The sequence below is a fragment of the Rhizobium sp. NLR10b genome (assembly GCF_019685435.1).
Lineage (GTDB): Bacteria > Pseudomonadota > Alphaproteobacteria > Rhizobiales > Rhizobiaceae > Rhizobium.
Window position 1 is genome coordinate 257446 of the sequence record NZ_JABDWV010000001.1, and the last position, 23585, is coordinate 281030.

Annotated in this window: 22 protein-coding genes and 1 pseudogene; 16 read left to right on the forward strand and 7 right to left on the reverse strand. The window is 60.3% G+C overall.

From position 1 onward, the window contains the following. A complete protein-coding gene (locus HJB91_RS01155; RefSeq protein WP_210632639.1) occupies window positions 1-564 on the reverse strand; it encodes a prepilin peptidase in 564 nt (187 codons plus the stop codon). A 14-nt stretch (window positions 565-578) separates the two neighbouring features. Beyond that, window positions 579-782 carry a hypothetical protein gene (locus HJB91_RS01160; RefSeq protein WP_064808298.1) on the reverse strand — a complete coding sequence of 68 codons (204 nt, stop codon included), beginning with the start codon at window positions 780-782 and terminating at the stop codon, window positions 579-581. Between the two features lie 509 nt (window positions 783-1291). Here HJB91_RS01160 and HJB91_RS30495 point away from each other — a divergent pair. Both HJB91_RS30495 and HJB91_RS01165 read left to right on the forward strand, forming a co-directional pair. Beyond that, the gene (locus HJB91_RS30495; RefSeq protein WP_257784635.1) at window positions 1292-1423 is read left to right on the forward strand and encodes a hypothetical protein; all 132 of its coding nucleotides are present in this window, start codon (window positions 1292-1294) and stop codon (window positions 1421-1423) included. After that, window positions 1423-2577 carry a CpaF family protein gene (locus HJB91_RS01165; RefSeq protein WP_246717755.1) on the forward strand — a complete coding sequence of 385 codons (1155 nt, stop codon included), beginning with the start codon at window positions 1423-1425 and terminating at the stop codon, window positions 2575-2577. The genes HJB91_RS30495 and HJB91_RS01165 overlap by 1 nt, the downstream gene beginning before the upstream one ends. 66 nt (window positions 2578-2643) lie before the next feature. On the opposite strand, the gene HJB91_RS01170 is transcribed toward HJB91_RS01165, so the two are convergent. Together HJB91_RS01170 and HJB91_RS01175 are read right to left on the reverse strand one after the other, a co-directional pair. Beyond that, on the reverse strand, window positions 2644-3378 hold the full coding sequence (locus HJB91_RS01170) for a class I SAM-dependent methyltransferase (RefSeq protein WP_221153324.1): 735 nt from the start codon (window positions 3376-3378) through the stop codon (window positions 2644-2646). Next, complete coding sequence (locus HJB91_RS01175; protein WP_221124015.1) at window positions 3371-3670, reverse strand: DUF1127 domain-containing protein; 300 nt, start codon at window positions 3668-3670, stop codon at window positions 3371-3373. Before HJB91_RS01175 ends, HJB91_RS01170 begins: the two co-directional genes overlap by 8 nt. 95 nt (window positions 3671-3765) lie before the next feature. On the opposite strand from HJB91_RS01175, the gene HJB91_RS01180 reads away from it, so the two are divergent. The 3 genes from HJB91_RS01180 to HJB91_RS01190 all read left to right on the forward strand — a co-directional run bounded on the left by HJB91_RS01180 (window position 3766) and on the right by HJB91_RS01190 (window position 6823). Then, window positions 3766-4602, forward strand: a complete 837-nt coding sequence (locus HJB91_RS01180; RefSeq protein WP_221153325.1) for a helix-turn-helix domain-containing protein — start codon at window positions 3766-3768, stop codon at window positions 4600-4602. A 266-nt stretch (window positions 4603-4868) separates the two neighbouring features. Continuing rightward, window positions 4869-5765 carry a GGDEF domain-containing protein gene (locus HJB91_RS01185; protein ID WP_221153326.1) on the forward strand — a complete coding sequence of 299 codons (897 nt, stop codon included), beginning with the start codon at window positions 4869-4871 and terminating at the stop codon, window positions 5763-5765. 164 nt (window positions 5766-5929) lie between these two features. Further along, the gene (locus tag HJB91_RS01190) at window positions 5930-6823 is read left to right on the forward strand and encodes a hypothetical protein (protein ID WP_221153327.1); all 894 of its coding nucleotides are present in this window, start codon (window positions 5930-5932) and stop codon (window positions 6821-6823) included. 91 nt (window positions 6824-6914) lie between these two features. Here HJB91_RS01190 and HJB91_RS01195 read toward each other — a convergent pair whose 3' ends face one another. Beyond that, window positions 6915-7676, reverse strand: a complete 762-nt coding sequence (locus HJB91_RS01195; protein WP_168296520.1) for an endonuclease/exonuclease/phosphatase family protein — start codon at window positions 7674-7676, stop codon at window positions 6915-6917. 75 nt (window positions 7677-7751) lie between these two features. Between HJB91_RS01195 and HJB91_RS01200 the strand changes: the two genes are divergently transcribed. The 11 genes and pseudogenes from HJB91_RS01200 to HJB91_RS01250 all read left to right on the forward strand — a co-directional run bounded on the left by HJB91_RS01200 (window position 7752) and on the right by HJB91_RS01250 (window position 18712). Next, complete coding sequence (locus tag HJB91_RS01200; protein WP_221153328.1) at window positions 7752-8654, forward strand: hypothetical protein; 903 nt, start codon at window positions 7752-7754, stop codon at window positions 8652-8654. 139 nt (window positions 8655-8793) lie between these two features. Then, the gene (locus HJB91_RS01205) at window positions 8794-9825 is read left to right on the forward strand and encodes a LacI family DNA-binding transcriptional regulator (protein WP_221144939.1); all 1032 of its coding nucleotides are present in this window, start codon (window positions 8794-8796) and stop codon (window positions 9823-9825) included. 277 nt (window positions 9826-10102) lie between these two features. Beyond that, window positions 10103-11116: an SIS domain-containing protein gene (locus HJB91_RS01210; protein ID WP_221153329.1), complete on the forward strand. Its 1014-nt coding sequence runs from the start codon at window positions 10103-10105 to the stop codon at window positions 11114-11116. A 108-nt stretch (window positions 11117-11224) separates the two neighbouring features. Beyond that, window positions 11225-12559 (forward strand): ABC transporter substrate-binding protein, encoded by a 1335-nt coding sequence (locus HJB91_RS01215; protein ID WP_221153330.1) that lies wholly within the window; start codon window positions 11225-11227, stop codon window positions 12557-12559. Between the two features lie 11 nt (window positions 12560-12570). After that, window positions 12571-13524 carry a sugar ABC transporter permease gene (locus HJB91_RS01220; RefSeq protein WP_311044431.1) on the forward strand — a complete coding sequence of 318 codons (954 nt, stop codon included), beginning with the start codon at window positions 12571-12573 and terminating at the stop codon, window positions 13522-13524. Continuing rightward, a complete protein-coding gene (locus HJB91_RS01225) occupies window positions 13521-14381 on the forward strand; it encodes a carbohydrate ABC transporter permease (protein WP_138395747.1) in 861 nt (286 codons plus the stop codon). The genes HJB91_RS01220 and HJB91_RS01225 overlap by 4 nt, the downstream gene beginning before the upstream one ends. Window positions 14382-14400: 19 nt before the next feature. Beyond that, the gene (locus tag HJB91_RS01230; RefSeq protein WP_221153331.1) at window positions 14401-14559 is read left to right on the forward strand and encodes a hypothetical protein; all 159 of its coding nucleotides are present in this window, start codon (window positions 14401-14403) and stop codon (window positions 14557-14559) included. Further along, the gene (locus tag HJB91_RS01235) at window positions 14559-15413 is read left to right on the forward strand and encodes a PfkB family carbohydrate kinase (protein WP_221153332.1); all 855 of its coding nucleotides are present in this window, start codon (window positions 14559-14561) and stop codon (window positions 15411-15413) included. Before HJB91_RS01230 ends, HJB91_RS01235 begins: the two co-directional genes overlap by 1 nt. A gap of 4 nt (window positions 15414-15417) precedes the next feature. After that, window positions 15418-16824: an FAD-binding oxidoreductase gene (locus HJB91_RS01240; RefSeq protein WP_259669808.1), complete on the forward strand. Its 1407-nt coding sequence runs from the start codon at window positions 15418-15420 to the stop codon at window positions 16822-16824. A 177-nt stretch (window positions 16825-17001) separates the two neighbouring features. Next, window positions 17002-17689, forward strand: a pseudogene (locus HJB91_RS01245) (GGDEF domain-containing protein); the annotation flags it as partial. Window positions 17690-17800: 111 nt separating this feature from the next. Then, window positions 17801-18712, forward strand: coding sequence for an HNH endonuclease (locus HJB91_RS01250; protein WP_221153333.1), 912 nt, complete (start codon window positions 17801-17803; stop codon window positions 18710-18712). Between the two features lie 58 nt (window positions 18713-18770). Here HJB91_RS01250 and HJB91_RS01255 read toward each other — a convergent pair whose 3' ends face one another. Continuing rightward, window positions 18771-22196, reverse strand: coding sequence for an NACHT domain-containing NTPase (locus tag HJB91_RS01255; protein WP_221153334.1), 3426 nt, complete (start codon window positions 22194-22196; stop codon window positions 18771-18773). 657 nt (window positions 22197-22853) lie between these two features. Further along, window positions 22854-23579 carry a DUF2726 domain-containing protein gene (locus HJB91_RS01260; RefSeq protein WP_221153335.1) on the reverse strand — a complete coding sequence of 242 codons (726 nt, stop codon included), beginning with the start codon at window positions 23577-23579 and terminating at the stop codon, window positions 22854-22856. Window positions 23580-23585 lie beyond the last annotated feature (6 nt).

Sequence of the window (23585 nt, forward strand, 5' to 3'; positions counted from 1 at the left end):
TTACCTCACGAATGAAAGAGGGGTGAAATCAGGCATGAACAGGCACCAGAGAAGTCCGAGAGCGGCGGCGACGCCGAAGCGGACGGTATGATGGGTTTCGCGCGGCTTCAGCACGGAAGCGGCATCGCGGAAACCGGCGGGCAGCAGCAGGGCGAACAGTCCGAGGCTTCGCGCCAGCGCGCCCCATTGAACCCGCCGCGCCATCGAGAAGACGGCAATCGTGCCGCCGATCATCAGCGATGCGAGCGTCACGTCGATGGCGGGCCAGAGGCCGAGAACGGCGCCGAGCGCCGCCATCAGCTTGACATCACCGCCGCCGCAGCCTCCAGCTGCGAAGGCGATGATGAAGATCAGGCCTGAGGCAAGGAGGCCGGCGAAAGCCAGGCCGATCCCCGCAAGGCCGCCGCTGATCGCTGCCAGCATGAAGCCGGCAAGCAGGCAGGGGTAGGTGATGGCGTTCGGGATCTGACCATGGCGGTGATCGAACACCGCCGCGGTCGTGGCGCAGGCGACGGCAAGAGCCGCCGCCGCTGGCATCAGGGTCAGATCGTAGGTCATGTCCATGACACCGATCCCGCTTATTGACCCGGCTCAGGAATTCTCTCGGCGTCGGAGAGAGCCGTGTTCTTTTCGTTGAACCATTCGCCGATCTGTTTGCCGAATGCGAGCAGCAGCAGCATCAGCGGAATGACGATCAGGGCGACTGCGAGGACGATCTGGGCCATGTCGCCGCGTTCGTCCTTGTGAAGTGCAATTGCGAGAGTCTTGAGTTTTGCAAACATCTGCGTATTCCTCGTTCCCAAGTTTGTTTCGGATCGAAGACCTTGGTGAAAAGAAGCAAGCATACGCTATCGATCAGAACCAGCACGTTGCTCATTCCAATGATGTTTTCTGCTTCTGCTTTTCTTCCCCGGTCGCCAACGCTTGTTGAGCAACATCATTAAGACCCAAGAGTGCGCCCAAGGCCAGCCCTCCGTCAAGCAAACGGAAGGCAGGGTTCCAATTGTCTTGGAGGCGTCGGCTGCAGACATGCGGTTGACGGTGGTGTTTTCACGCTAACTGGCTGATTACGCTGTAATTTTCTCCGGTGAGGCATGTTGTGAAGCGGTTTTCGCGAACAGCGTCAGCTGCTCCATTATTGGTCAATTGTTTCAAAGCGATAGAACAGGCGGAAGCCACGCACGCATAGTGGCGGGCGGGCGAGGGCGTCCCCATGGCGTTGCTTGCCGATCTGGATTAAGCTCGTCTTCAATATTGGCTGTGGCCCGTCAGTCGTTCCGGAGGCAAAATCATGGAAACGATGAGCAGCGTCTTGATACTTGCATTGGTCCTCATTCCACTGATGTTGTTCTTTCCGACTGCGGTCCAGATGATGGTGACGCTGTTCGGCATGAGCTCCGTTCTTGTCGGGATGCCGCTCTGATGAAAGCCGTTTCCGACGACGCTGCCGAACAGGCGACCTTCCAGGTTCTGACCCGGGCGCTGGACAAGCTCCTGGCGCCCATCCGCTTCCTGCTCGAGGATCCAAGCGTTTCCGAAATCCTGATCAATGGAACCTCCGACATCTTCGTCGAACGGCGAGGCAAGCTCGAACGCGCCGATACGCGCTTCGCCAGCCGCGAGGATCTGGAATCGGCGGCGCGCAGCATCGCGCAATTCTCAGGCAAGCGCCTGACGCCGGAGGAACCGAGCGTCGAAGCCCGTCTGCCGGACGGCTCCCGCGTGCAGATGATCCAGCCGCCGGCCGCCCGCACCGGGCTCTGCATCTCCATCCGCCGCTTTTTGAGAGAACATCGCAGCATTCGCGACCTCGTCACCCAGGGAAGCCTGACGGAGGAGTCGCTGTCCTTGCTACAGGCGGCGGTCGGGCTGCAGAAGAATGTCATCATCTCCGGCGGCACCGGCACCGGCAAGACGACGATGCTGAACGCGCTGTCGGAAGCCTTCGCCGATCATGAGCGGGTCATCGTCATCGAGGACACCTCGGAACTGCAGATCCGCAAGGAGCATGTCGTCTATCTCGAAGTCACCAAGCCCGACAGGTTCGGTCGCGGCGGCGCCAGCATTCGCGAGCTGTTCCGCTCTTCGCTGCGAATGCGGCCGGACCGCATCATCGTCGGCGAGTGCCGCGGCGGAGAAGCGCTCGATATGATCCAGGCGATGACATCGGGCCACAGCGGCAGCCTTTCGACCGTGCATGCCAATACGCCCTATGACGCGCTGCACCGGCTGGAAACCCTGGCGCTGATGTCGGATATCGACATGCCGCTGCGACCGCTGCGCTCGCAGATCGCTTCGGCCGTCGACGTCGTCGTCCAGATTGCCCGGTTCAAGCGCACCGGGCGGCGACGGGTCATCGAAATTTCCGAGATCAAGGGGCTGAATGATGACGGCCAGTATGTCGTCGAGAGCATCTACAAGCTCGACGGCGGCGGCCATTCCAATTCGGATGGCGAGTTGCGCTGGACAGGCGCCGTGCCGAGTTTCGCCACGGAAGCCTTCGAGGAGTTGGGAACCGGCCTGACGGAGCTGCCGAGCTGGATGAAGCCCGCGGCGACCCCTCACCGGCCGGAGTAAAAGGCGGGATCGGTCTGGCCTATCTTGACACGATCGCGACCGACCTCGCCGTCCATCTCCTTGGGCCTAAGCTGCGATCTTCTGCCAGGCCGAGACATGCCGATCGCTGACCTTTGTGAACGGCTCCTTTTTCCAGCCGCCCCATCGGGCTTTGAGCTTCAGGCCGGCCAGCCGCGCCATAAGGTCGAATTCCGCTGGCCATGCATAACGAAACGGGACCGAGAACTGCCTGCAGTTCCCGTCCCGGATCCGGATGTGGTGGGACGTGAAGTTCTGGCTTACCACGTCGTACTCGTCGACGCCCCAATGCGTCTCGCTGCGGTCGAACGCCAGGATCGTCTCGCCGAGCGGAAGCCGCTGAAGCGGCGGGACGCCAACCTCGATCAGGAAGTGCCCGCCAGTTTCAAGGTGCGCGGCGGCGTTCAGAAAGCAGGCGACCTGGGCTTCCTGTGACGTCAGGTTGTTGATCGTGTTGAAAGCCAGATAAACGAGGGAAAAGCGCCTCTCGACACGGGTTGTCGCCATGTCGCCGATCGCCACCGGAATGTCCCGTCCGCCTTCTTTGGCGCGAAGGCGAGACACCATCGCGCGCGACAGCTCGATGCCTTCCACCTCTACCCCTTTCCGCGCGAGCGGCAGCGCCAGGCGCCCGGTCCCGATCGCGAATTCCAGCACGCGCCCGCCACCTGCGTATTCGGCCAGGAGATCGACCGCCGGATCGACGACCTCCGGGGCCGAGATCCCGTCAGCGTCATCGTAGGTAGCCGCGACCTCATCGTCAAAAAAACCGTCGTCATGCATCTTGCTTACCTCTCTGATAGCGGAGGACCGGTGGTGGCGATGACCTTGCCCGCCGCTTCGCGGGCAACGCGTCAATTGGTCCTAGCGATCGCGCCAACTCGCCAATCTCGTGGCGGGCGACGCCGATGTCTTCCAGATCGCGGTCCGACAGCCACTGCAGTGCCTGTTCCGTTTCGCGCCTTTGCCACCAGAGGAGGAGGGCGGGCGCTGCAAACCGCAAAGCTGCCATCTTCGTCAGAAGGCTGGGAGCAAAACGATCCGAAAGTTCAATGTGCCGGAGTTCGAATGTCATAACCTACGTCCAAGTTGTGTTGCGGTGATATCAATCTAGTGAAATGCCGGCCGACGTGTTATCGGCAGTCTGTCAAATTATGTCTGTGAGACGCCATGATTGCCCGCGACAACCTGACCAACGTTCATCTGCCGGAAGACGCATTTGGAGATTATCCGCACACCGCCGTCGCCCAGGGTGGCGCAGAGCCCGCCGGGCGAACCTATTCTTTCCACGTGCACCACCGCGCTCAGCTCTTCCAGATCGTGCGCGGTTCGCTGCGGCTCGAGACCGAGCGGGGCTACTTCATCGTTCCGCCTGAACGTGCCGTATTCGTGCCATCAGGCGTCCTCCACGAGGTGACATACCTGCAGGAAACGGAGCGCAGCTACCTCTTCTTCCGGCCCGACGCGGTCGTGAACCTGCCCTCCGAGGTCTCAGTGATCGGTACGACGCCGCTCCTGCGCGAACTGATCCTGGCATTCCTGGAGATACCGCGCGCCGACGCCGGCAGTGCCCCTGCCGAACGGCTTGTCGCCGTCATTCTCGACCAGCTTCAGACGAGTACGGTCGCGCCGCTGTCGCTTCCGTCGCCGGCATCCGAACGCCTCCGCAGTATCGCTTCGGACATCCGCAATGAACCGGGTGCCGATTGGCCACTCGATGAACTTGCGTCACGTGCGGCCATGTCCCCCCGCAGCTTTCAGCGCCATTTCCAAACCGAGACAGGCATGAGTTTCCGCGCCTGGCGGCAGCAGGCGAAACTCCTCAAAGCCGTGGAGTGGCTCGCCGCCGGCCGAAGCGTCGGCGATATCGCCTTCTCGCTCGGCTACTCAGGCCCCAGCGCCTTCATTGCGGTGTTCCGGACGGCCTTCGGTGTCTCTCCCGGACAATATTTCCAGGGAGGCTTTCCGGGCCATGGTGCCGCATCCCCGGCGCGGCCGGCGCGATGACGCGTCCTCCGGCGGGCGACAGGAAAAAGCGCGCCGTGACCCCCAGCGCCAGCAGCGCGAGGGAGAGGGCGAAGGGTTGCGCGCGCGAGCCTGCACACATCAGGCACGGATACCTTTCGCCCCGATCCCGCGGCAGTCGATGTCCGATCACCAGCGGGAATGTTGACGCTTCCGTAATCACGGCAAGCGCCTTTGCTTGCCGAGCGGCTCTTTTCTCATAGGATTTCTGCGCCATCTCTTGCCGGGGCAACCAGACAGGGTGCTGTATGGACGAGACAATCGAACAGCTTCTCCATCTTTCCGCACAGACGGAAACGCTGATGGCGGTCTATGATGGCGATGACCGGCTGCGCTATGCCAACAGCGCCTTCCGCTCGGCCTATTTCATCGAGCCGGAGGAAACGCCGCTCTGGCCGGATCTGATGCGGCGCAATTTCCATCTTGGCCGCGGCACCGTCATCCGCACGGATAATTTCGAGGAATGGCTGCGCTCGACCCAGTCACGCCGCGGCAAGATCGGCTATCGCGCCTTCGAGACGGATCTTTCCGACGGCCGCTGGCTGTGGATGACCGAGGCGGTGCAGAGTAACGGCTGGATGCTGTGCATCGCCAGCGACATCACCCGTCTGAGAGCCCATGGCCGCACCGTCCGGCAGGATCGCGACCAGGCGATCAAGGCTTCCTACACCGACGAACTCACCGGCGTCGCCAACCGCCGCTTCGTCATGGCGCGCGTCGAAGACATGCTTGAAGCCGCCCGGCATGGCAGCAGCGGCTGCCTCGCCGTTTTCGACATCGACAATTTCAAGCACATCAACGACCGGCTCGGCCACCACGCCGGCGATCTCGTGCTGCGAGATTTCGCCCACCGCATTCACCAGAATGTCCGCCGCAACGACTGTTTCGGCCGCGTCGGCGGCGAGGAATTCCTGCTGGTCATGCCGGCCACCGGCCCGGAAGACGCGCTTGCCATGGTCGAGCGCATGCTGACGGTGATCCGCTTTTCCCGGCCGCTGCCGGACTCGCCGGACTTCAGCTACACCTGCTCCGCCGGCATCGCCGCCTGTGTGCCGACGGACAGCGCGTCGGAGCTTTATCGGCGTGCGGATCAGGCGCTGTATGACGCAAAGATGAGCGGGCGGGATAGGGTGCGGGCGGCGTAGGACGCTGGCTCAGTTCTCACGGGCTCCGAACTCAGCCGCGCACGTCGACGACGCACTAGAGACATTCACGACCTCTTGCGAATGTCACTTTCCCACGATGCAGCGATCTGCTATTTAAAAGTGAATATTATCAACGCGCAATCTAAAGTTAATGCGGAGTCGACATGGAAGCGAAGCTGATTGGACGCGATCTGGACGATGGGTTTCATGAATTCGAATATGTCCCGAACGACGGGCCCGCGGCCGGGGTCCTCACGATCGTGTATGTCGCCACCACCGTTCTGGAAAGCGGCGAATTCGGTACGCCCAGCTTTGAATACCAAAGCAGATATCTTCAACCAGGAGATTACATAACGAGGGTGCCTCCGGCTGCTTTGCCCGACCAACCTGAACCCTATGCGCTCTTCGGACTGGTTTCCAAAAATGCTGTCGGGCTGGACGCCACGGTGTTGGATTACGTTGTCGATTTTGTTGAAGAGCAGGATTGTCCGTGTGCATGGAGCTTTCCGATCTTGACCGAAGTTCAGGTGGCGTCGATCGAAAATCTGGTCGAATCCTACTTTTCCGACGCGAGCCGAAAGCGGGCCAGCGATCCTTACGAGATCGAGCGGATCGGCAAAGACTTCAACGAATTGCTGCACACGGTCATAGCGCCAATTTATGTGAACAAGAGCGTTGTCGCGCAGGCATATTCGGACGTAAATTCTTACTTCCAGGGGCTGACCCGCAAACGCGATGTTCAGGATCAGGAGGCGTGCTGGAACTGCATTCTGGCCGTCTATCTCACTCTGTTGTCCTCAGGCACGGCCGCGCTTCTCGTTTTCTCAGTTTGGAAGTTTGGCGATGGCGGCCAGCAGAGACGCGGAATCACGATCATGGCCGAGGGTATAGCCAATAGCGTTCGTCAGCTCTTTCGCCGGGGAGCTGTACAGGGCGCGAAAGACATTGCGAAGGAGCTCGGACAGCTCAGTGTTCCCGCTATGGGCATTGGCGCTGCGATGACCGGCTTTGCACTTTTCGTCTGCCAGACCGTTTTGAGACACAAGGACTGCGGCTAGAGCAATTCCGGCAAAGTATGCAGTGGTTGCGTCCGGAATTGCCTGAAAGCATTGAGATAGAGCATGCCTCACGAAGCCGGACCAGCCGCCCCTAAACATCGCAGACGATATATTGATGATCGGAGACGCTTCCGGCGGGCTGGACGATGACCGTGGCGGGGCCCAGCCCCGGCGAGCAGATGGCATAATCCAGCTTCGAATCATGAGAAGGCAAGGTCGCTGCGTTGGGCGGGCAAATAGTGCCCGGCGGCGGCACGGGCCATGCTGCCGCCGACGGAGCGCGGTTGTAGTCGCCGACGGCAATCCAGGGCGGTGCCGCCGCAGCCCCCGGGACCAAGGGGGCGACTGATATGCCGGCCATAAGAGCGGGGGCGTCGGCCCCGCCGCCGCTCAAAGCATGCAGCGTATAGATGCGGCGAATTGCGCCGCCCGTCAGCCTGACTTCAAATCCGATCGCGCCGCGTGATGCCGCGGCGCCGGCCGCGGGGATGTAGATCAGATGCGGAGTTTCGATGCTGTCGCGGATGCAGATGCAGAGATTGCAGCGATTGCCGCCCGGATCGGTCTGCAGCCAGAACACTTTGACGATCAGAGGCTCCCTCCCGACTGCCCAGCTGCCGATGAACATCAGCGCCGCAGGCGGCGGCGCCACCCCTGCGAGCCAGGGCGGATAGTTGGCGGGATTGTATGCGGTAAAGGAGCCGCCGGTCGGCGGAGACGGCCCGGCTTCCTGAATGCAGACGATGTCGGCTGCCACCCTGCGGTCGAGGAAGAATTGCGAAATCACCCCCACGAACTTGCTCTGGCCCGTCCCCACGTTCGAGCCCTGCATATTGATGCCGACGATCCTCATCGTTGCCACCTCAGGTAGTGTTGAAATAAAAGGCAATATATGGTTGTTTATCTGAAAAGGCAACGGAGGTGATGCATGCGCTCGCTTTATCGGAAAACGCTGTACAGCAGCTGGCCCTTGCCGGCCAACCTGCATTCGGACGCAACCTCGGACGCCCCGCCGCCGCCGGTCGGAGTGTTCACTGTCATCAACGGCTTTGACATCCCCATCTATCTCAGCTCCGTGCTCTCGCCCGCAAGCAAGACCTACCTCGCTCCGGGATATCCCGGTCAGCTGGTCTTCATTCAGGATGATATCTGCATCCTGCAGGCAGCGCAGACGGGCTCCTTTATGTGCTCGATCATAATGCAAACTGAGGGCGACATCGTTACCGCCAACTACATGCTGCTGACTTCGCCTAATGACATCGGCCCGGTGCCGCAGCCCACAGCAAGCATGCTCGTGCCGCCCGATTCCCCGCGTGTGCTGGTGGGATGCTCCACGCTTGCAGACGGCAAGACCGTCCTGCGCGAACAATTCTGGGATCGGCAGGGGGATTCCTGCACCCTGGCGCCCGGCGAGAAAAAGACGATCACCACCACGGTGACGACAGGCCGGCAGGAGACTTCCACCCACGAAAGCACCTTGGCAGCGAGCCTCGGCATGAACGCGAACGTCGGTTTCGGCCCGTTCTCGGCAAGCGTGTCGTCGAGCCTGAGCATGACCTCGCGCTCTTTCCAGCAGGTGACGGTGAGCGAGCAGAACACCGCCTATTTCGCCGACGAGCTGACCAATCCCTATACCGATCAGGCCTGCCTGGTGCTGCGCTGGCAACTGACCGACGTGATCACCATCTTCCAGCCCGACGGCCCACCCTGCGGCTCCGTCATCATCGGCGAAAGCCCGATCATAACGGAAATATATGGGATCAATGATCTGCCGAAGACGCTGCCGAGGTTCGAGCTTGCGGATGAGGATTATGCGCTGATTGCCCATTGAGGGGGGCACAGGGCGGGGTTGTCCCCGCGGCTCTGGTAGTTGCGCTTTCCAGATGCCGCTCTTGAATTGGTCGGGCGACCTCTGCTAGGCGTCATCCTGGCTTTGAAGGCCGGACAGGATCCAGCGGGGACCGAGGGAAGTGGCGCCAAAGGCAGTGACGCTGATAGACGTTGCGCGCGCCGCGAACGTGTCGCGCGCGACCGCCGCCCGCGCATTGAACGGTTACGGCTATGTCGGCGGAGACGCGGCAGAGCGGGTGCTGGCAGCGGCCGATCGGCTCGGTTATCGCAGCAATCGTGTGGCGCAGGCCTTGCGGCGAGGGCAGTTGCCGCTCATCGGTTTCATGCCGGGCGACATCCAGAACCCGTTTTTTGCCCGGATCGCTCATGATGTCGATGTCGATCTGCGCGCCTTTCGCCACAACCTGCTGATCGCCAGCAGCGAAGAGGATCCGGAGCAGGAGGTGGAACTGCTCGAAAGCCTGAGGTCCCTCAATGTGCGCGGTTTCATCGTCGCGCCGACCTCTGCCGACAACAAGGAGCACCTGGTCGGGCTTGTCCGGGACGGAACGCCCCTCGTCCTCATCGACCGCGCCTTGCCGCAGGTTGCCTGTGACAGCGTCACCGTCGACAATGAGGGCGGCGCCCGCGAGGCCGTGAGCTATCTGATCGCCAACGGCCATCGCCGCATCGGCCTCATTCAGGACGATTCCCGCATCACGACCGCCCGCGGCCGTCTCGCCGGCTATATCCAGGCGCTGCAGAGCCACGGCATCGAGGTGGACGAATCGCTGATCATCGTGTCGCGATCGACGGTGGAATATGCGATCGATGCCACCATCCGGCTGTTCAGCCGGCCGTCGCGCCCGACAGCGGTCTTCACCGTCGACAGCCTTATGACCCAGGGGGCGCTTCTCGGGCTGCGCTCGATGGGCCTTGCCGTGCCGCATGCCGTTTCCCTGGTCGGCTTCGACGACTTCAACCTCGCCACTTTCACCGACCCGCAGATCACCGTCGTGGCGCAGCCGATCGCGCAGATCGGCCCGCTTGCGGTGAAGCTGCTGATGCAGCGGATCAACGGCAGTCGCGAGCCGCCGCACAGGGAGCAGTTCCCGACGCGCCTGGTCGTGCGCGGCTCCGTCTCCCGGCCGTCCCGGACGTCGGGACGCTGATCCGCTGGCGTCTCTCCTGGTCTGTCCGAGACAGGCTCTTCTCAACAGCGCGTGAAATTTCTGCAAAAAGTGGCTTGCCATGCCGGCCGGACCATGCATTAATTCGCGTGTGAGATCGGTCTCTCATCACTCCCGAGGAGAAGCCGGTCTTTCTTTTGATCCACGTGTGAGATCGATATCACATTTTTGAATTGGCGACTGCATGCCAGCGCGCCGCAGTCTGCCGCCTGAAGTGGGGGACGTGTGCGTGCTTGCTACTGACAGACAAGGGACCCGAATGTTGAACTTTGACCAAGCCCGCTTCCTGAAGATCCAGACGGGCGCCGTTGCGATTGCAGACTGGATCCGCCCGCTGATGCGCGACCTGCTCGATGCGGGGATCGAGCGGCTTTACTTCATGGGCACCGGCGGCGTGCAGCTCCTGACCCTTCCCGCGATCGAGCTCGCCGCCCGCCATACGACCTTTCCGGTATCGGCCTGCTTCCCGGCCCAGGTGATCCTCGATCCGCCGGCCGGCCTCAACGAAAAGGCGCTGGTGGTGATGCCGTCATTGTCCGGCACGACCAAGGAGAGCGTCGCGCTTCTGCCTTTCCTCAAGGAACGCGGCGTGCGCCTGTTGACGCTCACCGGCCATGCCGACACGCCCCTCGCGCAGCAGGCCGATCACACCTATACCAACTTCGCCGAAGACGACACGTCGTCGGAGTCCTTCTACCTGCAGACCATGATCATCGTCCTCGCGCTGCTCGCCGAAACAGGCAGGATCGCGAATTTCGACGCGATCGTTTCCGAGCTGAAGAGGCTGCCGGGGCTGCTCGCAGAGGCGAAGGCCGCCTATGAAGACGAGGCGGCGAAGCTCGCCCAATCCATCAAGGACGAGCCATATCATATCTTCACCGGCGCCGGCTCGGTCTGGCCGGAGGCGCATTATTACGGAATGTGCATCCTGGAAGAAATGCAGTGGATCCGCACGCGGCCCGTTCATGCCGCCGATTTCTTTCACGGCACGCTGGAACTGGTCGAGCCGGGCGTCAGCGTGTTCCTGTTCAAGGGCGAGGATGCGCTGCGGCCGCTCGGCGAGCGGGTCGAGCGCTTCGTCCATCGCTATACGGACAAGGTCTGGATCCTCGATTCCGCATCCGTCGCGCTTCCCGGCATTTCGCCGCAGGTCCGCAGTCTGATCTCGCCGGTGGTCCTCGCAACCCTGCTGGAGCGGCTGAGCGCCCATCTCGAAGTGCTGCGCCAGCACCCGCTGACGACCCGCCGCTACTACAAGCGGGTCGAGTATTGATGCCTTGCGCGAGCCTCTTCGCGAGGCTCGCCGCTTCGCACCGGCGGATGGCGCACGGTAGGACACCGCGATCTGCCGCACGATCAACAAGCAAAAGGGGAATGAAACATGCAACGGTCCATCCACTCCACTGCTGCGATGATTGCGGCAGTATCGGTCATCTCGATTTCCTGGGGAGCCTTCCCAGCCTCTGCGGCCGGCGATGCGCCGGTCGCCGATCCGGTCGCCAAGGTCGACTACAGCGGCAAGCTGACGATCCTGACCAAGTTCGGCCTGCAGCAGCTTTCCCCCTATTTCGTCAATGTCGCCAAGGCCTACGAGGCGCAGCATCCCGGCGTGAAGATCGAGCTCATCCAGGAGAACGACGACAGTATCAAGGGCAAGACCAAGACGCTGGTCGCCTCGAACTCGCTGCCGGACATCTATTTCTCCTGGACGGGGACCTGGGGCGAGAACTTCATCCGCGGCAATCGCGCCGTCGATCTGTCCAAGGTCATCGGGCCGGAGACCGAATGGGGCAAGACGCTGAGCCCGGCCGCCGTGAAGGCCTTTTCCTATAACGGCAAATATTTTGGCGTGCCGCTTTATCTCGATGCGAAATTCATGGGCTACAACAAGAAGATGTTCGCCGATCTCGGCATCGAGCCGCCGAAGGATTTCGACGCGCTCTTGAAGGCCTGCGATGCGCTGAAGGGTTCGGGCGTCGTTCCGATCGCCATCGGCAACAAGGAATCCTGGCCGCTCGTCCATTATCTCGGGCAGTTGCTGGCTTATAACGTGCCGACCGAGACGCTGGAGCGCGATTTCAACCCGAAGACGGCGACCTTCGACGATCCCGGCTATGTCGCGGCGCTCGGGCAGTACCGCTCGCTTCAGGAGCGCTGCGCCGGCGGCGCCCAGGTCAACGGCCTCTCCTACCAGACCGCACTCCAGTCGATGAGCGACAGGAAGGCGGCCATGTACTACCAGGAGATCATCGAGTTCGATCAGGCCGCGACCAAGGAAACGGCCCTGAAGCCGGAGGAGTTCGGCTTTTTCAAGCTGCCGGCGCCGAGCGATGCCAAGGGTTCGGCCACGGCGCTCGAAGGCGCGCCCGAGGGTTACATGGTCAATGCCAAGGCGAAGAACGTTCCCCTGGCGATCGACTTCCTGAAGTTCCTCACCAGCCAGGAAAACGGCAGGACGCTGTCGGCGCCGCCCTATGGCCAGCCGAGCGCCGTGATCGGCGGCGCGGATAAGACCAGGATCAATCCCAATGTCGCCGAAGGCATGGAGGAGATCGCCAAGGCGAGCTACCTCATGCCTTGGCTCGACACGGTCAACCATCCCCGTGTCGCCGCCGCCTGGCTTTCCGGCCTGCAGGCCTTCGCCGGCGGCTCCATGTCGGCGGAAGATCTTCTCGCCTCCGTTCGTAAGGCCGCCACGGCTGCCGCCAAGCAATGACGATGGCGAGCGTGACGGCAACCCCAAGCAACGGCGCCGCGCTGCGCGGCGCCGTCTCCAACCGCAGGAGATGGCTGCGGCACGGCCTGCTGCAGCAGCTGGCGGCATTGCGCTGGGGCATCGTGGCGCTGATCATCGTCGGCTGGTTCGTTTATTATCCGATCGTCGACAACCTCTTTGTCAGCACGACCACCCAGGACATCTTCACCGGCGAGGTCGATTATGTCGGGCTCGATAATTACCGCCGGCTGCTGGATGATCCGGTCGTCTGGCGGGCGCTGACCAATAACGGCCTCTATGCCGTGCTCTCCGTCGTCTTCCAGGTCTTCGCGGCATTCGTGCTTGCCGCCATCATCGAGGGGCTCAGGAGCAGGGCCTGGCGGAATTTCTGGCGAGCCGTCTATTTCATTCCCTCGGCGATCTCCACCACCGTCACCGGCCTGCTCTTCTATTTCATCTACCAGCCGGATATCGGCCTTCTCGACGCCCTGCTGCATCTGCTCGGGCTGCAGAACCTGTCTTACACCTGGCTGGGTGACGAGCGCACGGCGATCTATGCGATCATCGCCATGAGCCAGTGGCAGGGCTTCGGCTATTCGACGCTGCTCTTCACCATCGCCATCCAGAAGATCCCGCGCGAACTCTACGATGCCGCCACGGTCGATGGGGCCGGGCCGCTCCGCCAGCTCTTCTGCATCACCTTTCCGCTCACCCGCGAAATGACCGGCATGATGATCATCGTCACCATTGCCGGCGCCTTCCAGGTTTTCAACGAAGTCATGGTGATGACCGGCGGCGGGCCGAACAATTCGAGCCAGGTGCTGGGGACATGGCTTTACGAGCAGGGCTTCAACCAGAACGACATGGGCTATGCGGCCGCAATCGGCGTCGTCATCTTCCTCGCCACGCTGACGACAGGCCTGCTCCAGCTCTGGTACACCAAGAGGCGGAGGGTGGAGGCATGAGCGCGGTGGTCATTCCTGCGGGCGCCTCGCTGCGCAACCCCTGGCTGGTCATCGGCAAGGGCGTGCTGATGGCGCTGCTGGTGGCGGCGGGCATTCTCGTCGTCTACCCGCTGATCTGGATGGCGCTCGGCGGCTTCAAGTCGAACAGCCAGATCTTCAGCGATCCCTTCGCGCTTCCCGACCGCTGGTCCTTCGACAACTACGTCGCGGCCTGGAACCAGGGTGTGCGCAATTTCCTGTTCTCGAGCCTGCTGGTGACCGTCGTTTCCACAATCACCACGGTCTTCATCAGTGCCTGGACCGCCTATGGCCTGACCCGGACGCAGATGTTCGGCAAGCCTGTTATCGTCGGTTTCGTGCTCGGCGGCATGATGCTCAGCCCGACCGTCGCGCTGGTGCCGCTCGTGCAGATGATGCAGAGCCTTGGCCTCTACAATACGCATTGGGCGCTGATCATCCTTTACACGGCCTTCCGAGTGCCCTTCACCACCTTCCTGATCCGCGCCTATATGCTCGATCTGCCGCGCGATCTCGACGAGGCGGCCATGATCGATGGCGCCAGCGAGGGACAGATCTTCCGCAAGATCATGCTGCCGCTCTGCCGGTCGATCATCGTTTCCTGCATCATCCTGCACATCCTGTTTGCCTGGAACGAATATATCTTCGCGATGATCTTCACCAACCAGATCGACGTGCAGACCCTGCCGGTCGGCCTGACCTCGCTGATGGCCAAGCATGGCACCAATTTCGCGGAGGTCTTCGCCGCCATGACCATCTCGGCGCTGCCGATCGTCGTCATCTTCTTCTTCACCCAGCGTTATTTCATCCGCGGCCTCACCGAAGGCATCGGCAAGTGATTTCATGAGGAAACCGGAAGTGCCCAAACTCTCGGCCAGGCAGCTGATCGGCGCCAATGTCAGCTTTCAGCACTATTCCTTCGAAAAGGTCGCGGAAACCATCCGCGGCTTCGGCTTCGCCGAAATCGAGCTCTGGGGGATCGCGCCTTATCTCCAGCAGGCAGGGGAGGTCGCGTGATGGCGGCGATGCGGCTGATTGCAGTTGGCGACAACTGCCTGGACGTTTACCTCAGCAAGAACAGCATGGCTGTCGGCGGCAATGCGCTTAATGTGGCGGCGCAATGGCATCGGCAAGGCTGCGATGCCCGCTATTTCGGCGTTGTCGGCAAGGATGCCGAGGGCGACGTGATCGCCACGGCGATCGAAGCCGTCGGCCTGCCTGGGGCGGACCTGGAGCGGCGCGACGGCGCCACCGCCGTCACCCTGCTGCTGGAGCAGGATGGCGACCGCCGGTTCCTGCTGGAGGATCTTGGGGTCGGGCGCAATTACGTTCCGTCTCCGGAGCGCTATGCAGCACTCAGGCGGGCCGATTGGGTTCACCTCGGCACCAATTCCAGCGCCGAGCTCATCGAACGGCTGATCGAGGACCGCATTCGCTTCAGCATCGACGTCTCGACGGCGCACCAGTCACTGGATCTCAAGGGCGTGCCGCTGGTCTTCGCATCCGGGCCGGATGAGCCGAAGGTCCCGGTCGAGCCGGTCATCGGAGCCTTGAAGGAGCGTGGCGCCGCGAGGATCGTCCTGACCTGCGGCCCGCGCGGCGCCTTCTTTGACGACGGTGCGGAGCTTGCCCATGTGCCGGCGCAGGCCGTCTATGTCGTCGATACCTGCGGCGCCGGCGACAGTTTCATCGCCACCTTTGTTGTCGCGCATCTTCTGAAAGGCGTGGATGCCGAGGCGGCCATGCGCCTCGCAACCGATGCGGCCGCCGGGACCTGCCTGCACGAAGGGGGCTTCCCGCAGAGGCTGAGTGCTATTCCGCCATGGCTCCTGCAGAAATATGCCGCCGAAATCTCTGCCGCGGAGGGCTGACATCATGCGCTACACTTTGAGACCGCCGGTGCTGGCGCGCGGCCCGGACCGCTCCTTCTGGCTCCAGGACGCCGGTGCCGCCCCCGTCACCACGCCGCTCGTCGGCGATCAGGCCGCCGATGTCGCCATTGTCGGCGGCGGCTATACGGGCCTGTGGACGGCGCTGCGCCTGAAGGAGCAGGATCCCGGGCTGAAGATCGTCCTGCTCGAGGCGGATTGCTGCGGGGCAGGGGCATCCGGCCGGAATGGCGGCCAGGTCCACTCCTGGTTTGCCGAGATTGATCTTCTCGCCGAGGTGGTGGGAGAGACGGAGGCGCTTTCGCTCTGCCGGGCGACCGCCGATGCGATTGGGGAGCTGGAGGCCCTGCAGGCAAGCGGCGCGATCGACATGGATCTCAGGCTGGACGGATGGCTATGGACGGCAAGCGCCAGGGCCCAGGAAGGCGTATGGCAGAAGGCGCTTGAGATGGCGGAGGCCCAGGGCGAAGCGCGCTTCACCCGGCTCGATGCCGGCGAGATTGCCCGCCGTACCGGCTCTCGCGCCTCCTATATGGGCATTGCCGAGATGCGGGCAGGTACGGTGCAGCCGGCAAAGCTCGCCGCAGGCCTGCGCCGGCTCGCTCTCGCGCGCCACGTGATCATCCACGAAAAGACGCCCGTCACCGCGATCGAGGCGGGAGCCATCGCCACCCTGCAGACGCCGCAGGGCCGCCTGCGCGCCGGCCGCGTCGTACTGGCGGCGAATGCCTGGCTTGCATCCATTCCCGAGCTCCTGCGCTACATCTATGTGGTCGAAAGCCAGATCGTCGCCACGCAACCTGTGCCGAATCTGCTTCAGCGTCTGGGGTGGACGGGCGGCGAATCGATCTGCGACGCGCAGGCGCATGTGCTCTATTACCAGCGAACGCCGGAGGGGCGGGTCATCTTCGGCCGCGGCAGCGGCAAGATCGCCTACGGCGATCGGATCGGCCCCTCCTTCAACCGCGGCACGGAAAAGGGCGCCGACAACAGGCGCGAGCTGGACCGGGTCTATCCCGAACTGAGAACCGTGAAGATCGAGCACGACTGGTCGGGGCCGATCGACTGCACCGCAGATCACCTGCCGATCTTCGGTCATCTCACGGGCCAGCCCAATATCTTCTTCGGCATTGGCTTCAACGGCACCGGGATAGCCCAGACGCCCGTCGCCGGCCGCATCCTCGCCAGTCTGGTGCTCGGCCGGGATGATCAATGGAGCCGCAGCGGTCTTGTCGGACTTGAAAAGCGCAAGAAGCTGCCGCCGGAGCCGATCCGCTATCTCGGCGCCAGGCTCGTCCGCAAGGCGATCCGCCTGCGCAACGATGCCGAAATCGAGAACCGGCAGGTCAATCCGATCGTCCGCTACATCTCCGAATTGAAGCCCGGCCGCTGACGCGTGGGATCGCGACTGACCGCGACAAGGAGCACAGGAGCGGCGGCGCCAGCGTCTATTGAGCTCGCAGCGCGACCTTCAAGATGTCCGTGGCGGCAGATCGCCGGCCGGTGGGCGTCCGGTCACTAACGCCAGCCACGGCGTTCCGCACAGACCGAAACGCTGATTGCGCGCTCTATGACGGAATGGCTGCGCTCCACCCGTTCGCCGCGGCAAGATCGGCTATCGCGCCTTCGAGACCGATCTTGCCGACGGCCGCTGGCTGTGGATGACCGAGGCGGTGCAGAAGAACGGCTGGATGCTCTGCATCGCCAGCGACATCACCCGTCTCAAGGTCCATGGCCGCACCGTCCGGCAGGATCGCGACCAGGCGATCAAGGCCTCCTACACCGACGAACTCACCGGCGTCGCCAACCGCCGCTTCGTCATGGCGCGCGTCGAAGACATGCTTGAAGCCGCCCGGCATGGCAGCAGCGGCTGCCTCGCCGTCTTCGACATCGACAATTTCAAGCGCATCAACGACCGCCTCGGCCACCACGCCGGCGATCTCGTGCTGCGCGATTTCGCCCACCGCATTCACCAGAATGTCCGCCGCAACGACTGTTTCGGCCGCGTCGGCGGCGAGGAATTCCTGCTGGTCATGCCGGCCACCGGCCCGGAAGACGCGCTTGCCATGGTCGAGCGCATGCTGACGGTGATCCGCTTTTCCCGGCCGCTGCCGGACTCGCCGGACTTCAGCTACACCTGCTCCGCCGGCATCGCCGCCTGTGTGCCGACGGACAGTGCGTCTGAGCTTTACCGGCGTGCCGATCAGGCGCTGTATGACGCAAAGATGAGCGGACGAGATAGGGTGCGGGCGGCGTAGGATGGGTGATGCTGGCTGATTTCAAAACTACGCCGTGCGCATAATCGATTCTCTTTGAAGCACGACGCAAGCGCCGTATCTGAACCGAGCTCGTCGTGCTACGCATCGAACATGGGATTCGGGGTTTTCATTCATCGCTCAGATTCGATCTACGACGACAGCCCGGCTGAACAGTATCAGTTCCCAGGCCAGTATCTCGGTCGCGTGCGGGCCTGCCTCGGAGATTGGATCATATATTACGAGCCGCGCAAGGTTGCGGCGAAGCGCGGCTATTTTGCCGTCGCCAAAGTGGCTCAAGTCATCCCGGATCCGAAGGCGCCCGGCATGTATCTGGCACTCATCGAGCCAGGCAGCTATCTCGATTTCATCAACGCCGTTCCGTTCAGTGGGCCGGACGGTGTCATTGAGCGTGGCGTGCTGAATGAGGAGGGGCGGATTTCCGGTAGAGCGCAGGCCGCGGTGCGCCCGATATCGGCGGCGGATTTCAATCGTATCGTCTCAATTGGCCTGGACGAGCACCAGCCTGAACTGCCTCGGTTGGGTGAGCCGGCCGTAATGCATTCTGACATCGGATTTGAAGATAGAGCTCAGGCGCCGTTTTTACTCGAGCAGGAGCGCGATCGGATTACACAGCTCTCGTCGCGGATCGTTCGCAATCGGCTGTTTCGCCGGCTCGTTCTTCAGGCTTATGACAAACGGTGCGCAATCACCGGCCTGAAGCTCATAAACGGCGGCGGCCGTGCGGAAGTCGATGCTGCGCACATCCGCCCCGTGGAGGCGAACGGACCTGATATCCTCACCAACGGCATTGCTCTCTCCGGCACCGCGCACTGGATGTTCGACCGCGGGCTGATCAGCCTCTCGGATGATCTCAATGTTCTGATATCGCGCCAAGCCAACGATCCGGAAAGCATACTTGGTCTGATCAATAAGACTGGCAGGGCGATCGTGCCTTCACGACCGTTTGAGCGGCCCCAGCCCCATTTTCTCCAGTGGCACCGACAAAATTGCTTCAAGCAGTAGCGACGCTGCCGATGGTCTACGGAAAATCCACTCGAGCAGCGATCACGTGGCTCAGTCATTAATTGGGGAACCAACCCTCACGCTGAGCAACCTCCAGCAGTTTTGGTGTGCCTTTACCTGCCGCAGACATCAACGTGCGATCTGCTTGTGCTAGTAAATGTAGTGGAAATTTTTCTGCGTTCGACATGATGCTTTCGGCAATCGCTTTCGATATTGGGATTCCTCCATCATTTCGGAAGTTAGCGGTTGCGCCGCTCAGATATAAATCGGAAATCCGCTCCAGATCCTTTTTAAGTCGGGACATGTCTGACCGGTTTTGTAACAGCGATTGAAGTGCAAACTGAACTTCAGGTGAAGCTTTCTTCGGCACTAACCCTGCTACGCTAAGCGCGAGATGATACCGTATTCGTTCAGGCAACCGAAAGCCGATGAACGTGATAATCCGCGGCCCCCGATGCGACAAAGCGGCAATATCTTTGTCGGTGACGTATGTGCCTCCATCGGCCTCTCGCAAACGGCTCGCGCGGAAATCCCGCACGAGATTTCTCCAGTCTGTCTCGGTCAAACTATCAAGCGCGGATTCTAGCTTTTCGGTGGTCTCAAAGAGGGTTTTAGGTGTACCCCATAACATCAGGAGTAGCAAAAGTCGGCGAGTTTCGCTCGACGTTGATACAGAAGAGAGTTTTTCCTCCCACCATCGCGGGGCGCCGGATTTGCGACGGATATGACGTGCACTTCCTACTAAGTCTCTCGCGCTTGCCAAAGGGGTTTCATCGCCCGCTTCCGTTTTTGCGCGGATTCCGGCTCCGATACAGGCGATACGGTCGATTGCTGGACAGTCGCCCCAGGCTCGCCGTAACGCTTTCACCAGGTCGCTCCAAGGCGCCAGTTTAGTCGCGAGAAGGCTGGTCGGCATACTCACAAATGTTTCGTAGGCTTCAATTGCGTCTTCCTCGACTTTGCTGAAAGCAACCTTCACATCGGCTATTACTTGCCTTTCGTCGACCGCCCTCTCCCAGGACAACCGTCTCTCGATTGCCATCTCAAGAGGTACATCATCGGTATCAACGAACACTTGTTGATACTGATATGGCGAAGTGATGGCCGCAAGAATCTCGAGAAGCGTGCTGTTAGACGTGCTGCATCGATAAGGGCCGACTACTGAACCGTTCAAGATCATAGCCTTCGCGCGCTCGAAGTGAGAAGGTTGTGATAGAAACCTAAAATGTCGAAGCATGATGAAGTGTTGAACGAGCTCATCGCTGAGATGTCCTTTGCTTGCCTGTGTCAGAACAAAAACATCCGGATTTAAGAGGCCAAGAAACGCGCCGAGACGTGCCCATTCGAAGGGACTGAGTTTAGCTGAGAGCGCCTCCCACGATTCGATTCGATCTTCTGCCGATGAGTTTCTGATAATCGCATTCGCAAGTGCACGCTGCTCGTCTGTCGGCGTCGAGGGCGCTAAACGGGACCACAGATGTTCCAAAAAGTCTGTCCGGCCGCTGCGATCTGGAAGGTTAGCCCAGAGTGACGGGCCAGGCTCTTCAGCGTTCGCTAGAAGACTTCTGAAGTGAGGATATTCCGTGATATGCGAAACGATCTGTTTCACTGCAGGCTGATATTGATTGAATACCCAATCTCCCAACAACATAAGAGCTACGCTTCGCGAGTGGCTGGTTAATCTGTAGGGCGCTGCTCGGCTTAATTCCACAAGCTCGTTTACAAGCGTGAGAATCTCGCCCTTATTGAAGCAGCCACCATAAAATCGCGCGACATTTAGCCAGTAGGGGTTGCCAACCAGAGCTTTAAAGCGATCGAATTTATCACCGGCAACAGGCTGATCATCGACGGGGTAGGGGGCAGTCTCATAGAGATGTCGAGCAGCAAAATATTCGCGCAGAGGTTGCACCTCAAACTCATACGTTCCTTGTACTCGCGAAACGAGCGCGCCAACTCGTTCGATCATGCCATCAAACAACGAATTTACGATTGTTGTATCCTCGCCCTCTCTGTCGAGGTAGGAAAATAAGGTAGCCTTGAGAAGGCTTTGTTCAATGCTACCGTTGTCGCCAGCTTCGGCGCCTGATTGAAGTTTCCAAGCTAGATAACGATGTATATCAATCAGTAGGTCCCTGTTGTCTCTAACGAGTTCACTTTTTTCAGACTCACGACTGAAGAACATGTCCATGTATGCGTCATACATAGCTGTTCTCTTGTCTGGAAGTGATGCGCCTCGAATGTTGATTAGCGACAAGAGAATCGTCAGCTGCATAGGGTTCTTTGCCAAGTATTGAGTATGAGCTTCCCTAAGTTTGTTATCGAGTATGACACGGAGCTGACCTTGTTGCGCTTCCTTGAGTCCTTTTGCCTTCATCCACTTGGTTGTGTACTCCTCGATCTGTTCGCTCTCTAGCGGAAGTAGCTCGAAATACGACCACTGCTCAGGAGGAAATCGCACGGATTTCGCGAATGCCGCTGGTCTACTGGTGACGATGGTCTGGAGAGAAAAACCGCCTGCGCTGATCAGCCTATTGGTCCCCTTGGTGATCTCATCGACGAGTCTCTGGCGTAAGTTGATGTCGGCCACCTCATCGAAACCATCAAGGGCTAATAGCATGTGACTTGCACGTGCGATGGCTGTAAGATCCGAGACGTTGAAGCTGTGTCCACCCGAAAAGAAGCGCACCTGACCAGCTAGAAAACCCTCAAGCGAGCGAGGTTCTTGCTCAGAAAGAGCTTGAGGTTTAGATACGAAGGGGTCGACGCCCGAAAGCCATTTTGCAAGATCGCGAAGGTCAACTCGGAAGGGGATTCGAGCGTGAGGGCGTCTAAAATTCGGGGGTAGAAGGCTTATTTGGTGTTTCTTGTCCAGGAGCTGCATTCGCAAAACCTGACACACAAATTGTGTCACCGTTGATTTTCCCTGACCAGGGGCTCCCTCAAGCACTATCCGTGAATGTCGGGGGAAGTCATAGGGATAAATGAAATAGTCCGCCGCCTTTTGGCTGTTGCGTTCATATTCGACACCGTCGCGAATAGACCAAATCGGCGCGTCACGAGTAAAAATTAACTGTTGCGGTGTATAATGCGGAACATGTCTGACGCTCTGCGGGAGAAATCGCATGGGAAGATCTACGAAAAGATCTGTCATGGTGCTGCGTAGATCGGTTTGCTTGAATTTAAGTTCTTCGTCGTCTTCGTATTGGCTATTCATGTAGGCGAGGAGCGCAGAACGTCGCCGTTCTTCTTCTTCGCCAAGCTGTCCCGAAACCAGTTTCTCAAGCAAGTCGGTCGCTTTTAGAATGTCTGGGTAACTCCACTTGATGCTCGCTTGGCCGTCGAGGCGCCGATCCAGGTCATCCCGCCACCAGCAAAAGGCTTCTACTTCAAATGCTTTCGACAGAGCATCGTTGACGCGATCTATCGAGCCGCCATTTAAATGCGAGGTACCCTTTACGTTAGTTAGGAAGTAATACTTCGACATCCCCAATGACTTAAGGCGATTGATCTTGGACCCCTCACTTTTTATCAACTCCTCTATCATTTCACGTTCAGTCCGGGCGTCAGCTGCGTTCCTAACGTACTTGACCTGGAATACGATTAAGTCGCGAGTGTTTGACGGCCCGCGACTTGCTCGTAAGGTCCGATACACAAACGCGTCTCGGCCGCCATCAGGCTGTCCAACCGGTAAGCATTGCGCGTTCGGGAAACTTGAGGATATCAACGCCTGACATAGTTGCTGAAACCGCTCATCGCCAAGCGTCTCGTAGTGATACATTTTCAACCTACCCAAGAATCGAATCAGTTTGACAATACTGTCCGCATGCAACCTGAGAAGGAAGTAGGATTGTAAAATATTGCTTACGCCAATTTTGCCGATTGCGAAGGGGCTGATGCTGAAGAACCCTGGCGATCTCTGCTATGATCATTGCAAATCTGCTTACTCTGCTCTTTCGAACGTCATAAAATGAACCGATCCGCGTAGTCGTCGTCTGAGATGAAGCAGATCACTCCACCTTATCCTAAAGAGAGGTTTAGCCGTTTTAGGAAGCTTCGAGCGATCGACCCGGGATGAGACTTCAAAGTATGCTTGTGTAGGTCGCCTGGGCTCGGCCGCGCAGACTGTCGGGGCGAGGGCATGTTAGATGACGCTGGGCTTGTCCACCAGCTTTTCGACCAATCGCCTGAGTTCCGATGGGGTGGTGAGGCCGGCCACCACCTCGTGGTAGCCGACCCCGGCGCGTCGTAGCGCCTCCTTCTTTACCGCGTCGCGTGCGGCCGCGGTGCCTTGATGGTGTCCTCCGCCCTGATACTCGATGACATGTCGCGGTTGGCAATTGCTGTCTACGAGCAGTAAGTCGACACGCTTGGAGTTGATGCAACGGTAGGCGTCAGCATTGGTGCTTCGGAGGATTTCGCCCAACGAAACCTGCGCCATCACCTGCCAGGAAGAATTGCAACCAATCACCATGCTGTCGAGCTCCCGAAATACTCGAGCTTCGCTCTTGTTCAGCAACGGCTGAATAGTGAACTGCGAACGCATCACGATACGCATTTGGTCGGCGGCATCGACTGGTCTCAATGGCTCCGGAGATGGCATCTGAGGCCAAGGTCCCAATAGGATGCGCTCATTGCTGCGCCTTTCCTCGGAGCGTGACCTGTTTCTCTCCTGCCACGCCTGTTTTCTCCTCCAGGCTAGGAGCTGCTCGACGGCCATGCCTACGGCAAAGCCGACAAACAGTGCTGCGATCAGCAGTTCTGGCTTATCGAAATCCGCAACAGTTACATCGCCCGGTGCGGCTACTGCTACAGCTCCGATGATCAGCCAAGGCGCCGCGAACAGCATCGACCTTTGGCGGTAGTGCATGCCCCT